At 70.1% G+C, this 13,586-nt stretch carries 9 protein-coding genes; 6 read left to right on the forward strand and 3 right to left on the reverse strand.

The features are described from left to right. The first annotated feature begins 132 nt into the window (after positions 1-132). The 5 genes from IG08_RS0123520 (at position 133) to IG08_RS0123540 (ending at position 8,245) form a co-directional block, all read left to right on the forward strand. Positions 133-2,502, forward strand: a complete 2,370-nt coding sequence (locus tag IG08_RS0123520) for a glycoside hydrolase family 2 protein (RefSeq protein WP_030605800.1) — start codon at positions 133-135, stop codon at positions 2,500-2,502. After that, complete coding sequence (locus IG08_RS0123525) at positions 2,499-3,527, forward strand: LacI family DNA-binding transcriptional regulator (RefSeq protein WP_030605803.1); 1,029 nt, start codon at positions 2,499-2,501, stop codon at positions 3,525-3,527. The genes IG08_RS0123520 and IG08_RS0123525 overlap by 4 nt, the downstream gene beginning before the upstream one ends. Before the next feature lie 213 nt (positions 3,528-3,740). Next, positions 3,741-4,967, forward strand: a complete 1,227-nt coding sequence (locus IG08_RS0123530) for a thiolase family protein (protein WP_030605805.1) — start codon at positions 3,741-3,743, stop codon at positions 4,965-4,967. Further along, positions 4,964-7,090: a 3-hydroxyacyl-CoA dehydrogenase NAD-binding domain-containing protein gene (locus tag IG08_RS0123535; RefSeq protein ID WP_030605807.1), complete on the forward strand. Its 2,127-nt coding sequence runs from the start codon at positions 4,964-4,966 to the stop codon at positions 7,088-7,090. The genes IG08_RS0123530 and IG08_RS0123535 overlap by 4 nt, the downstream gene beginning before the upstream one ends. Positions 7,091-7,201: 111 nt before the next feature. Further along, the gene (locus IG08_RS0123540; protein ID WP_390898513.1) at positions 7,202-8,245 is read left to right on the forward strand and encodes an LCP family protein; all 1,044 of its coding nucleotides are present in this window, start codon (positions 7,202-7,204) and stop codon (positions 8,243-8,245) included. A 13-nt stretch (positions 8,246-8,258) separates the two neighbouring features. Here IG08_RS0123540 and IG08_RS0123545 read toward each other — a convergent pair whose 3' ends face one another. Then, positions 8,259-9,275 (reverse strand): PLL family lectin, encoded by a 1,017-nt coding sequence (locus tag IG08_RS0123545; RefSeq protein ID WP_030605811.1) that lies wholly within the window; start codon positions 9,273-9,275, stop codon positions 8,259-8,261. 87 nt (positions 9,276-9,362) lie between these two features. On the opposite strand from IG08_RS0123545, the gene IG08_RS0123550 reads away from it, so the two are divergent. Further along, positions 9,363-9,737, forward strand: coding sequence for a hypothetical protein (locus tag IG08_RS0123550; RefSeq protein WP_030605812.1), 375 nt, complete (start codon positions 9,363-9,365; stop codon positions 9,735-9,737). A gap of 169 nt (positions 9,738-9,906) precedes the next feature. On the opposite strand, the gene IG08_RS0123555 is transcribed toward IG08_RS0123550, so the two are convergent. Then, positions 9,907-11,430, reverse strand: coding sequence for an amino acid permease (locus tag IG08_RS0123555; RefSeq protein ID WP_030605814.1), 1,524 nt, complete (start codon positions 11,428-11,430; stop codon positions 9,907-9,909). Between the two features lie 158 nt (positions 11,431-11,588). Beyond that, positions 11,589-13,508: a 1-deoxy-D-xylulose-5-phosphate synthase gene (dxs, locus tag IG08_RS0123560; protein WP_030605816.1), complete on the reverse strand. Its 1,920-nt coding sequence runs from the start codon at positions 13,506-13,508 to the stop codon at positions 11,589-11,591. Between the last annotated feature and the right edge of the window lie 78 nt (positions 13,509-13,586).

Genomic DNA, 13,586 nt, shown 5'->3' on the forward strand with positions numbered 1-13,586 from the left:
GGGACGGACGAGCACGTGCGGGTTGGCTGGTTCCGAACTCTGACAACGTTTTCTTAACCGGTAAAGTCCCTATCCCGCCAACGATGCTCAAACGTTCCCCAGTGCTGAACTCGATCGGTTTAGGGAGTGCGCATGCTTCAGGACACACCACTTGCCGGGGGATGGATCCTGCGGCATGAGGGGGCTGAACTCCCGGCCGTCGTACCGGGATGCGTGCACACCGACCTGCTGGCGGCCGGGGCCGTCCCGGATCCCTTTCTCGGCCGGAACGAGACCGAGGTCGCCTGGGTGGGGCGGCGGGACTGGACCTACGAGACCGAACTGCAGGCCACCAACGGACACGAGCAGACCGACCTCGTCTTCGACGGTCTGGACACCGCGGCCGAAATCCTTCTCGACGGCCAACTCCTCGGCCGGACAAGGAACATGCACCGCTCGTACCGCTTCGACGTGACCGGCATGGCGGGCCGGCTGTCCGTGCGGTTCGCGTCCGCCTACGCCGAAGCCGAGGCCGTGCGCGGGAAACTGGGCGAGCGACCCGCCGCCTACACCGAGCCGTACCAGTACATCCGCAAGATGGCCTGCTCCTTCGGCTGGGACTGGGGGCCGACCCTGGTGACCGCCGGGATCTGGCGGCCGGTGCGGCTGGAGCAGTGGTCCACGGCCCGGATCGCCCGGGTCCGACCGCTGGTGACCGTCGAAGACGGGCTGGGGCGCGTCGAGTTGGCCGTCGAGGTCGAGCGGAGCAGGGTCGAGGCACCGCTCGCCGTCGAGGCGACGGTGGGCGGCGTGCGGGCCCGTGCGGAGCTCGACGGGACGGCGGGGATCGTACGGCTGGAGGTGCCGGACGTGCGGCTGTGGTGGCCGCGCGGGTACGGCGAACAGCCGCTGTACGACGTCGAGTTGACGCTGCTGCACGAGGATCGCGCGCTGGACGTGTGGCGGCGGCGGATCGGCTTCCGGACCGTCGAGCTGGACCGCCGGTCCGATGAGCACGGCACCGGGTTCGCCTTCGTCGTCAACGGCGAGCGGCTCTTCGCGCGGGGCGTGAACTGGATCCCGGACGACCCGTTCCCGTCGCGCATCAGCCGGGACCGGTACCGGGAGCGGCTGCGCCAGGCCGCCGACGCCGGCGTGGACCTCGTACGTGTCTGGGGCGGCGGGATCTATGAGAGCGAGGACTTCTACGACGCCTGCGACGAGTTCGGGCTGCTGGTCTGGCAGGACTTCCCGTTCGCGTGCGCGGCCTACCCTGAGGAGCAGCCGCTGCGGGGCGAGGTGGAGGCGGAGGCCCGCGAGAACGTCGTACGGCTGATGCCGCATCCGTCCCTGGTGCTGTGGAACGGGAACAACGAGAACCTGTGGGGGTTCCGGGACTGGGGATGGGAACCGCGGCTCGCCGGGGAGTCCTGGGGCGAGGGGTACTACCTCGGCGTACTGCCGCGTGTGGTGGCCGAGTTGGACCCTACGCGGCCGTACACGGCGGGCAGTCCGTGGTCGGGGTCGTGGGACCGGCATCCGAACGATCCGGCGCACGGGACGCACCACTCGTGGGAGGTGTGGAACCGGGAGGACTACGCGGAGTACCGCGCCGACGTGCCTCGTTTCGTCGCCGAGTTCGGGTGGCAGGCACCGCCCGCGTACGCCACCCTGCGGCGCGCGCTGCCGGGTGAGGAGCTCGCATCCGACTCCCCCGGCATGCTGCACCATCAGAAGGCCGACGACGGCAACGGCAAGCTGGAGCGCGGGCTCGCGCGTCATTTCGCCCTGCCGGAGGGGGACTTCGACCGCTGGCACTACCTCATGCAGGTCAACCAGGCGCGGGCCGTGGCCGCCGGGATCGAGCACTGGCGGTCGCACTGGCCGGTGTGCGCGGGAACGGTCGTATGGCAGCTCAACGACTGCTGGCCGGTGACTTCTTGGGCGGCGATCGACGGGGACGGGCGGGAGAAGCCGCTCTACCACGAGCTGCGGCGGCTGTACGCGGACCGGCTGCTCACGTTCCAAGTGCGGGAGCAGGGGCTGGTGTTGGCCGCCGTCAACCAGGCCCCGGGGGCGTGGACGGGCCCTGTGCGGTTGCGTCGGATGTCCGTCGAGGGGGGCATGATCACCGAGACCTCACTCGATCTCAGGGCCGAGGCGCGGTCGGTGGCCGATCTCGGTGTCCCGCATGAGCTGGAGCCGGTCGGCGCCAAGGAGTTCCTGGTCGCGGACGCGGACGGGCTGCGGGCCGTGCGCTTTCCGGCGCCGGATCGTGAAGTGCCGTATCTGCGGCCGGAGTTCGACGTCACGCTCGTGCCGGGCGGGATCACGGTGACGGCCCGGACCCTCGTACGGGATCTGCTGCTGCAGGCCGACCGGCTGGACCCGGACGCGCGGGCGGACACCGGGCTCGTCACGCTGCTGCCCGGTGAGCAGGTGACCATCGGCATACGGGGCTGGGAGACTCCTGACGCCGAGGCCGCCCGAGCGGCCCTGTACTGCCTGGAGGCCGGCCGATGACCACCTCCCGCGTCACCATCAAGGACGTCGCCGCGCGTGCCGGTGTGTCCAAGGGTGCCGTGTCCCTCGCGTTCAACCACAAGCCGGGGCTGTCGGAGGCGACCCGGGAGCGGATCTTCCAGGCCGCGCAGGAGCTCGGCTGGGCGCCGAGCCTGACCGCCCGGACGCTGGCCGGCTCTCGGGTGGACGTGGTGGGCCTCGCGATCTGCCGGCCCGCCCGGCTGCTCGGGCTCGAACCCTTCTACATGGAGTTCATCTCCGGCGTGGAGAGCGTCCTGACCGAGCACTCCTGCTCGCTGCTGCTGAGGCTCGTACGGAGTGTGGAGGAGGAGGTCGGGATACAGGAGTCGTGGTGGCGGGGCCGGCAGATCGGCGGATCGATCCTCGTCGACTTCCGCCCGGACGACCCGCGGGTGGCGGCCGCCGAACGGCTCGGGATGCCCGTGGTCGCCGTAGGACATCCGACCCTGACCGGCGGCCTCACGTCCGTGTGGACGGACGATGCCACCGCCGTGACGGAGGCCGTGCGGTATCTGGCCGCGCTCGGGCACCGGCGGGTCGCCCGGGTCGGCGGGGCGGCGGCCCTCGGGCACACCGCGATGCGTACAGCCGCCTTCGACGAGGCGGCGCGGACGTTGGAACTGGCCGGAGCCCGGCAGCTCACCACCGACTACTCGGGCGAGGCGGGGGCGCGGGCCACCCGGTCGCTGCTCAGCGCTGCGGCGGCGGACCGGCCTACGGCGATCGTGTACGACAACGACATCATGGCGGTGGCCGGGCTGTCCGTGGCCGCGGAGATGGGGTTGTCGGTGCCGGGGGATGTGTCTCTGCTGGCGTGGGACGACTCTCAGCTGTGTCGGCTGACGCATCCGACGTTGTCCGCGATGAGTCATGACGTGCATGGATTTGGTGTGGAGGCGGCTCGGACGCTGTTCGGGGTGCTCTCGGGAGAGGGGCCGGGGTCGCATCCGGTGCCTACTCCGGTGCTGACGCCTCGGGGGTCCACGGCGCCGCCGTCTCGGTAATCGCCGTTTGTGGCCGCGGGTCCGTTGTGGCTGGTCGCGCAGTTCCCCGCACCCCTTGAGGGGCGCTCCAGCACTGCCCTCTTCGATGTGACCTTCGCCGCTCCACCCTCCAGGGGTGTGCAGCTACGTTACCGATAAGTAGCATGGGCCTGAGCGCGCGCTCAGCGCTTGCGCCGTGCAGCAGTGCCATCCCGCATCTGGAGGAGAGCCATCGTGCCTCGTACCGTCAGGGACGTCGTCTTCGTCGACGGCGTCCGCACCCCGTTCGGCAAGGCGGGCCCGAAGGGCATCTACCACGAGACCCGTGCCGACGACCTCGTCGTGAAGGCGATCCGGGAGCTGCTGCGCCGCAACCCGGGTCTCGAACCCAAGCAGATCGACGAGGTCGCCATCGCCGCGACCACGCAGATCGGCGACCAGGGCCTGACCCTCGGCCGCACCGCGGGCATCCTCGCCGGTCTCCCTCAGTCGGTCCCCGGCTACTCGATCGACCGCATGTGCGCCGGCGCGCTGACCGCCGTCACCTCCGTCGCGGGCTCCATCGCCTTCGGTGCCTACGACGCCGTCATCGCCGGTGGTGTCGAGCACATGGGCCGCCACCCCATGGGCGAGGGCGTGGACCCGAACCCGCGCTTCGTGAGCGAGAAGCTGGTCGACGAGTCCGCCCTGTTCATGGGCATGACCGCGGAGAACCTGCACGACCGCTACCCGACGATCACCAAGCAGCGCGCCGACGAGTACGCCGTGCGCTCGCAGGAGAAGGCCGCCAAGGCGTACGCCAACGGCAAGATCCAGCAGGACCTGGTGCCGGTCTCCGTACGCCGGACGAACCCGGAGGCCGGTGAGACGGGCTGGGGCCTGGTCACCGCCGACGAGCCGATGCGCCCGGGCACCAGCCTGGAGAGCCTGGCCGGTCTGAAGACGCCGTTCCGGGTGCACGGCCGGGTCACCGCCGGTAACGCGGCCGGTCTGAACGACGGTGCCACCGCGTCGATCATCGCGAGCGAGGACTTCGCCCGCGAGAACAACCTGCCGGTCAAGATGCGCCTGGTCTCGTACGCCTTCGCGGGCGTCGAGCCGGAGGTCATGGGCTACGGCCCGATCCCGGCCACCGAGAAGGCCCTCGCCAAGGCGGGCCTGTCGATCGAGGACATCAACCTCTTCGAGATCAACGAGGCCTTCGCGGTCCAGGTGCTCGCCTTCCTGGAGCACTACGGCATCGCCGACGACGACGCGCGCGTCAACCAGTACGGCGGCGCCATCGCCTACGGTCACCCGCTGGCCTCCTCCGGCGTGCGTCTGATGACGCAGCTGGCCCGCCAGTTCGAGGAGCAGCCGGAGGTCCGTTACGGCCTGACCACCATGTGCGTCGGCTTCGGCATGGGCGCCACGGTCATCTGGGAGAACCCGCACCACAAGGACGCCGGAGGCGACAAGTGAGCACCGCTGAACTCCTCAAGGGAGCGGCCGAGCTGTTCCCCGACGAGGTCGTCACGTCCGCGCACGTACGCCACCTCGACCTGCCGTTCGGTGCCGGGCGCTTCGCGCTCATCACCCTCGACAACGGCTTCGACCACACCAAGCCGACCACCTTCGGCCCGGCCTCGCTGGCGAACCTCGACGCCGCCATCGACCAGGTCTCGAAGGAGGCCGCGGCCGGCGAGATCGTCGGTGTCGGCATCACCGGCAAGCCGTTCATCTTCGCGGTCGGCGCCGACCTCAAGGGCGTCGAGCTCCTCAAGGAGCACAAGGACGCGCTGGCCATCGGCAAGGGCGGCCACGAGGTCTTCAAGCGTCTGTCCGGCATCGGGGTCCCGACCTTCGCGTACTACAACGGCGCGGCGATGGGCGGCGGTGTCGAGGTCGGTCTGCACTGCGAGTACCGGACCGTCTCGAAGGCCATCGCGGCCTTCTCGCTCCCCGAGGTCTTCCTCGGCCTGGTCCCCGGCTGGGGCGGCTGCACGATCCTGCCGAACCTGATCGGTGCCGACAAGGCCGTCTCGGTGATCATCGAGAACAGCCTCAACCAGAACAAGCAGCTCAAGGGCCAGCAGGTCCTCGACCTGGGCATCGCCGACGCCCTCTTCGAGGGTGCCGACTTCCTGGAGCAGTCGCTGATCTGGACCGCCCAGGTGCTGAAGGGCGACGTCGAGGTCGAGCGCCCGGTGATCGACCGCGGTGAGGCCTGGGACCAGGCCGTCGCGCGCGGCCGGTTCGTCGCCGACTCCAAGGTGCACGGTGCGGCCCCGGCCGCCTACCGCGCCCTCGACATCATCGCCGCCGCCAAGAACGGCGACCTGCAGCAGGGCTACGACGCCGAGGATGTCGCCCTCGCCGACCTGATCATGGGTGGCGAACTGCGCTCCGGTATCTACGCGTTCAACCTGGTGCAGAAGCGCGGCAAGCGCCCGGCGGGTGCGCCGGACAAGTCCCTGGCGCGTCCGGTCACCAAGGTGGGCGTCGTGGGCGCGGGCCTGATGGCCTCGCAGCTCGCCCTGCTCTTCCTGCGCCGCCTGGAGGTGCCGGTCGTGCTGACCGACATCGACCAGGAGCGCGTCGACAAGGGTGTGGGCTACGTCCACGCCGAGATCGAGAAGCTGCTCGGCAAGGGCCGTATCAACCAGGACAAGGCCAACCGCCTCAAGGCCCTGGTCTCCGGTGTGCTGGACAAGGCCGAGGGCTTCTCCGACGCGGACTTCATCATCGAGGCCGTCTTCGAGGAGATCGGCGTCAAGCAGCAGGTGTTCGCGGAGGTCGAGGCGGTCGCTCCGGCGCACGCGATCCTCGCCACCAACACCTCCTCGCTGTCGGTGACCGAGATGGCGTCGAAGCTCAAGAACCCCGAGCGGGTCGTGGGCTTCCACTTCTTCAACCCGGTCGCGATCCTCCCGCTCCTTGAGATCGTCCGCGGTGAGCAGACGGACGACGCCTCGCTGGCCACGGCCTTCGGTGTCGCCAAGAAGCTGAAGAAGACGGCGGTTCTGGTGAAGGACGCCCCGGCGTTCGTCGTGAACCGCATCCTCACCCGCTTCATGGGCGAGATCCAGAACGTCATCGACGAGGGCACGTCGGTCGAGGTCGCGGAGAAGGCGGTGGAGCCCCTCGGCCTGCCGATGTCTCCTCTCGTCCTCCTGGAGCTGGTCGGTCCCGCGATCGGTCTGCACGTCTCCGAGACCCTCAACCGGTCATTCCCGGAGCGCTTCACGGTCTCCCCGAACCTCGCGGCCGTCGTCAAGGCCGGCAAGCGCGGCTTCTACGTCTACGACTCCGGGAAGCCGGAGCTGGACCCGGAGGTCGCCGCGATCCTCAAGCAGGGCGATGTCGTCCTGACCGAGGAGCAGGTCCGCGAGCGCGTCCTGGACGCGGTGGCGCAGGAGATCGGGCTCATGCTCGACGAGGGCGTCGTCGCCGAGGCCCAGGACATCGACCTCTGCCTCATCACGGGCGCCGGCTGGCCCTTCCACCTGGGCGGCATCACGCCGTACCTGGACCGCGAGGGCGTCTCCGAGCGCGTGAACGGCAAGAAGTTCCTGGCTCCGGGCGTGGCGTCGGTTCCGGCGTAACTTCCAAGCACTGAAGGGGGCTTCCGCAAATCGCGGAGGCCCCCTTTTTTCGTTCTTCGCTTCTTGTTTACAAAATCACCACTTCTTGTGCATGATCGTCCGATCATCGTCTTGCAGTGCGGGATCGAGAGGATCCGGACCAGGATGAGACGTCGGACAACTCGCAACATCCTCATCGGCCTGGCCGTGCTCGTGGTGGCCGTCGCCGGTACCGGCTACTGGCTCTACAGCGACCTGAACGGCAACATCAGGGGCGTCGACCTCGACAAGGCGATCGGTGACGACCGGCCCGAGAAGCTGCCCACCACGGGCCGGAACCTCCTGGTGCTGGGCTCCGACTCACGCGCCGGCGCCAACTCGGCGCTGGACGGAGGCAGCAAGGTCGCGGGGGCACGCTCCGACACCGCGCTGGTGATCCACATACCCGAGGGCCGCACGAAGGCCGTCGCCGTGAGCATCCCGCGCGACACCCTGGTGACACGCCCCGAGTGCACCACGCGGAACGGCTCCACACTGCCCTCGGCCCAGCGCGTGATGTTCAACTCCGTCTACTCGCTCGCCGGTCCGGCCTGTGTGGTCAAGACGGTCGAGAAGATGTCCGGGGTGCGGATGGACCATCTCGTGGAGGTCGACTTCGCGGGATTCAAGAGGCTGGTCGACGCGATAGGCGGGGTCACCGTCACGATCGACCAGGACATCGAGCCGCTGAACCTGACCTCCGGCACACACAAGCTCGACGGTACGCAGTCCCTGCGCTTCGTCCGCACCCGGTACGGCTACGGCGACGGCAGCGACCTGGGCCGCATCGGCCTGCAACAGCAGTTCCTGATCGCCCTGCTGAGCGAGATCAAGAAGCAGGATCTGCTCGGGAGCCCCACCAAGGCGTACCGGATCGCCGACAGCCTCACCGAGTCCCTCACCACCGACTCGGGCCTCGACTCCCTCACCGAACTCGCCGACTTCGGCCGCAGCATGAACGGCATCGATCCGTCCACGATGGAGACGCTCATGCTGCCGGTGAAGTACGACACCCAGGACCCCAACCGCGTGGTCGCCGCCCAGCCGCAGGCCGGCCGGCTGTGGCAGGCCCTGCGCGAGGACCAGCAGATCCCGGAGTCGGCGAAGAAGTCACCGGCGACCGGCGGAACATCCTGACGGCACCGGGGCCTCAGGCCTCCTGCCAGGCCGTCAGGGCCAGTCCCGGCTCGTCCTTCCGCCGCGCGAGCAGGAGTTGGCCGCTCGACGGGGACAACGTCGCTGCCACGACCCCGCCGTTCTCGTCCGTCGCCAGTGACACCACGGCGTCCGCGGGGAGTTGAGGTCCCGACTCCGTCCACCACGCGCCCGCCGTCTCCTGCTCGGTCGGGTAGGCGGCGAAGGCGACGCGACCGCTCGCCGAGCGCTGGGCGAGCAACGTGCAGTCGTGGCCGTCGAGTTCGCAGCGGACGGCGGAGACCGGGCCGGGGCCGGCCGAGGCGAGGAGGGTGACCGGCTTGCCACCGGGGCGCCAGGCGCACAGGTCGCCGGAGGTGTCGGTGTAGAAGAGCGTGGTGTCGTCCGGGGAGGTGGCGAGGGCGTTCAGGGTGCCCGGGCGGACCGGGGCCTCGATCGCCTCCTCCAGGACCGGCGGGCGGCCCGGCTCCTCCTGCCGCCAGTGCAGGATGCCGCCCGGGGCCGCCGCGTACACCTCGACGCGTCCGGACTCCCCCGTCACGGCCGCCAACTCCTCGTGGATCTCACGTCCCTTGAGGTCGCGCCACGGGTCCCAGCCGCCCTTCTCCTTCTGGGCGACCATGCCGACCCCGCCCGCGGAGTTGCGTACGAAGACATGGGCGCGTCCCCGGTCGTCCACCGCGACGGCGGGTGTGCCGGTGCGGTCGCCCTTCTTGTCCGGGTGCCCGATCGGGGCCCAGTCGAGGGCGGCGAGCCGGGGCCGGAAGTGCGTGGAGTGCACGAGGCCGGACTCGCCGGACCGGGTGGGCCGCCAGGAGACGAGATGGGCGTAGCCGTCGGCGCCCTGACCGAGCGCGAGCACGGGGTGCACCTTCTGGTCGCCGCCCACGCGACGGGCGGGTTCCCAGGGTCCGCCGGGGCCGCGCTCCGCCCGGCACAGTACGGCGTCGCCCGAGGGCAGATAGACACTGAGCCGGCCGTCGCGGCCGCGTATGAGCCAGTCGCCGTTCACCGGTTCACTCTAAGCGGCCCCCTTCGCTCCCTGCCTGGTCACCCCCGGCATACAGGCTCGGTGCGGTGAGCGTGGCACCCTGGCCGGATGGACGACAACGACCCCCTGCTCGTGATCGTGGACGCCGCGAACGTCGTCGGGTCGGTGCCCGACGGATGGTGGCGGGACCGGCGAGGGGCCGCGGAACGGCTCCGGGACCGGCTGGCGGCGGACGGGGTGCCGGGGCGGTCCGGTCCCGTGGAGATCGTCCTCGTGGTCGAGGGGGCGGCCCGGGGAGTGGAGTCGGTGCCCGGCGTCCTGGTGGAGGCCGCGCCGGGCAGCGGGGACGATCGCATGGTCGAGCTGGTGGCGCGGGCCGGTGAGCGCCCGGTGCTGGTCGTCACGGCGGACCGGGAGCTACGGCGGAGGGTCACGGAGTTGGGCGCGGAGGTGGCGGGGCCGCGGACTGTCAGGCCGGGCTGAGCGCTCCGCTGGTTGTGCGGTTCGTTTGCCGCGGGCCGGTGGGGGCTGGTCGCGCCCACGCGGCGGAGCCGCATATCGATACTGCCTCGCGCCCCTTTGGGGCGCCAAGAGGCCCCGTGCCTCTTGCCGGAGCCGGAGGCACGGGGCCCGTGTGTCAGGGCGCGGTCGGCTACTCCGCGCCGCCACCCGGCGGCTTCAGGACCTGACCGACCGTCGTCTCCTCCTGCCGTCCGAGACGGCTGTGGGAGCGGCCGTAGAGGAAGTACACGGCGAAGCCGAGGACCATCCAGATGGCGAATCGCAGCCAGGTCTCGGTGGGCAGGTTGAGCATCAGCCACAGGGAGGCGCACACCGACAGGATGGGCAGGGCCGGCACCCACGGGGTGCGGAAGGCCCGGTGCAGGTCGGGGCGGGACTTGCGGAGGATGATCACGCCGATCGCGACCACCACGAAGGCGAACAGCGTGCCGATGTTGACCAGTTCGGCGAGTTCGCTCAGGGGCGTGAAGCCCGCGACGATCGCGATGACCACACCGAGGAGGATGGTCGGGCGGTGCGGGGTCCTGAACCGCGGGTGGACGTGGGAGAAGAAGCGGGGCAGCAGTCCGTCGCGGCTCATCGCGAAGAAGACGCGGGTCTGTCCGAGGAGCAGGATCATGCAGACCGTCGTCAGGCCGACCGCCGCGCCGAAGCTGATGAAGCCCGCGAACCAGGGGTGCCCTGTGGCCTTGAAGGCGTCGGCGAGCGGCGCGGTGATGGACAGCTCGGTGTAGTGCTGCATACCGGTCACGACGATCGACACGGCGACGTAGAGGACCGTGCAGATGACGAGGGAGCCGAGGATGCCGCGGGGCATGTCCCGTTGCGGGTTCTTGGTCTCCTCGGCGGCCGTGGCGACGACGTCGAAGCCGATGAAGGCGAAGAAGACGACCGAGGCGGCGGTGAAGATGCCCATCACGCCGAAGTTGGAGGGAGCCCAGCCGAACATCAGCTGGATGAGCGGCGCTTGGAGGTCTCCGCCGGCCTCCACGGTCTGCGCCTTCGGGATGAACGGGTCGTAGTTGTCGCTCTTGATGAAGAAGGCGCCCGCGATGATCACGGTCAGGACGACGGTCACCTTGATGGCGACGACGAGCGAGGTGACGCGCGCGGAGAGCTTCGTGCCGAGCACGAGGATGCCGGTGAGCACCAGGACGAGCGCGGCGGCGAGGATGTCGAAGCCGAAGCCGTCGGCCCCGTCTCTGCCGCTGAGCGCCTCCGGCAGGTGCCAGCCCGCGTTGTCGAGGAGCGAGGCGATGTAGCCGGACCAGCCGACCGCGACCACCGCCGTACCGAGCGCGAACTCCAGGACCAGGTCCCAGCCGATGATCCAGGCGGGCAGTTCACCGAGCGAGGCGTACGAGAAGGTGTACGCGGAGCCCGCCACCGGGACCGTGGAGGCGAACTCGGCGTAGCAGAGCGCGGCGAGTCCGCAGACGACGCCGGCCACGACGAAGGCCAGGGCGACGGCGGGGCCGGCGTTGTTCTTGGCGACCGTGCCGGTCAGGACGAAGATGCCGGTGCCGATGATGACGCCGACGCCGAAGACGGTCAGATCCAGCGCGGACAAGGATTTCTTGAGCGCGTGCTCTGGCTCCTCGGTATCGAGGATGGACTGCTCGACCTTCTTCGTCCGGAAGAGGGTGCTGCTCACGGGTACCTCCCACGCTGTGTCGTCCTCGACATGATCGAGAGGGGGCGTACTGCGTATGCCCCGGCGCGTGGGGATTCACGCAAATGGGCCGCTCCCACCACTCTTCGCAGTGGTGGGAGCGGCCCATTCGGGCGTGCCGTTCGCGGGTCGGCCGCGGGTCAGTCGCGGGCTGGCTCCACCTCGGCCGCGCTGTCGCTGTAGCGGCCGTCCAGCTTGGAGACCAGGCCGGTGACCTGGCGGGCGATGTCCGGGGCCGTGAGGCCGATCTCCGCCATGACCTCGGCGCGGGAGGCATGGTCGAGGAAGCGCGGCGGGATGCCGAAGTCGCGCAGCGGGACGTCGACGCCGGCGTCGCGCAGAGCCTGCGCGATCGCCGAACCGACGCCGCCGACGCGGCTGTTGTCCTCGACGGTGACGACCACCCGGTGGCGCTCCGCGAGGGGAGCCATGGCCTCGTCGACGGGCTTGACCCAGCGCGGGTCGACGACCGTGGTGGAGATGCCCTGCTTGTTCAGCAGGGAGGCGATCTCCAGGCACATCGGGGCCAGAGCGCCGATGGAGACGAGGAGCACGTCGGGGGTGTCCGTGCCCGGCTCGCGCAGGACGTCCATGCCACCGACGGTGCCGACGGCGGGTACGGCGGGGCCGACGACGCCCTTGGAGTAGCGCAGCACGGTCGGCGCGTCGTCGACGTCGACGGCCTCACGCAGCTGGGCGCGCAACTGCTCGGCGTCGCGCGGGGCGGCGAGTCTGAGGCCCGGCACGACCTGGAGCATCGACATGTCCCACATGCCGTTGTGCGAGGCGCCGTCGTCGCCGGTGACGCCGGCCCGGTCGAGCACGAAGGTCACGCCGCACTTGTGCAGGGCGACGTCCATGAGGACCTGGTCGAAGGCGCGGTTGAGGAAGGTCGCGTACACCGCGAAGACGGGGTGTACGCCGCCGGTGGCCAGGCCGGCCGCGGAGACGGCGGCATGCTGCTCGGCGATGCCGACGTCGTAGATGCGCTCGGGGAAGGCCTCGGCGAACTTCTTCAGGCCGACCGGCTGGAGCATGGCGGCCGTGATGGCCACGACGTCCTTGCGCTCCCGGCCGAGCTTGACCATCTCGTCGCCGAAGACCGAGGTCCAGCTGGCGGCGGAGGCCTTGACCGGCAGGCCGGTGTCGGGGTGGATGGGGCCGATGCCGTGGAAGCGGTCGGCCTCGTCCTGCTCGGCGGGTTTGTAGCCGCGCCCCTTCTCGGTGAGGCAGTGCACGATGACCGGCCCGCCGAACCGCTTGGCGCGGGCCAGCGCCGACTCCAGCGCGTCGATGTCGTGCCCGTCGATGGGGCCGACGTACTTCAGGCCGAGGTCCTCGAACATGCCCTGGGGGGCGATGAAGTCCTTCAGCCCCTTCTTCGCCCCGTGCAGGGTCTCGTAGAGGGGCTTCCCGACGACCGGGGTGCGCTCCAGGAGGTCCTTGCCGCGGGCCAGGAAGCGCTCGTAGCCGTCGGTCGTCCGCAGGGTCGCCAGATGGTTGGCGAGGCCGCCGATGGTCGGTGCGTACGACCGCTCGTTGTCGTTGACGACGATGACCAGCGGGCGGTCCTTGGCGTCGGCGATGTTGTTGAGCGCCTCCCAGGCCATACCGCCGGTGAGGGCACCGTCACCGATGACGGCGACGACGTGGTCGTCGCGCTCGAGGACCTGGTTCGCCTTCGCCAGGCCGTCGGCCCAGCCGAGGACCGTGGAGGCGTGCGAGTTCTCGATGACGTCGTGCTCGGACTCGGCGCGCGAGGGGTAGCCGGACAGGCCGCCCTTGCTGCGCAGCTTCGCGAAGTCCTGCCGGCCGGTGAGGAGCTTGTGCACGTAGGCCTGGTGACCGGTGTCGAAGAGCACCCTGTCCTTCGGCGAGTCGAAGACCCGGTGCAGAGCGATGGTCAGCTCGACCACACCGAGGTTAGGGCCCAGGTGGCCGCCGGTCTTGGAGACGGCGTCGACGAGGAAGGTCCGGATCTCCTCTGCCAGCTGGTCCAGCTGCTCCAGGCTGAGCCGGTCCAGATCGCGCGGTCCCCTGATGCGGGTCAGCAGCGGCACCCGTGCCTCCTTGCAGTAGAGCTGTTGCCGGGCTTGTCGAGTCTAATGTTCCGCCTTTGCGGACGGCGCCCGGGAGGT

Source organism: Streptomyces fulvoviolaceus, from assembly GCF_000718165.1.
GTDB lineage: Bacteria > Actinomycetota > Actinomycetes > Streptomycetales > Streptomycetaceae > Streptomyces > Streptomyces fulvoviolaceus.

Bases quoted from the DNA above. Each gene is read 5' to 3' on its own strand.
- IG08_RS0123520 (WP_030605800.1), top strand. From the start codon at position 133: ATGCTTCAGGACACACCACTTGCCGGGGGATGGATCCTGCGGCATGAG.
- IG08_RS0123525 (WP_030605803.1), top strand. From the start codon at position 2,499: ATGACCACCTCCCGCGTCACCATCAAGGACGTCGCCGCGCGTGCCGGT.
- IG08_RS0123550 (WP_030605812.1), top strand. From the start codon at position 9,363: ATGGACGACAACGACCCCCTGCTCGTGATCGTGGACGCCGCGAACGTC.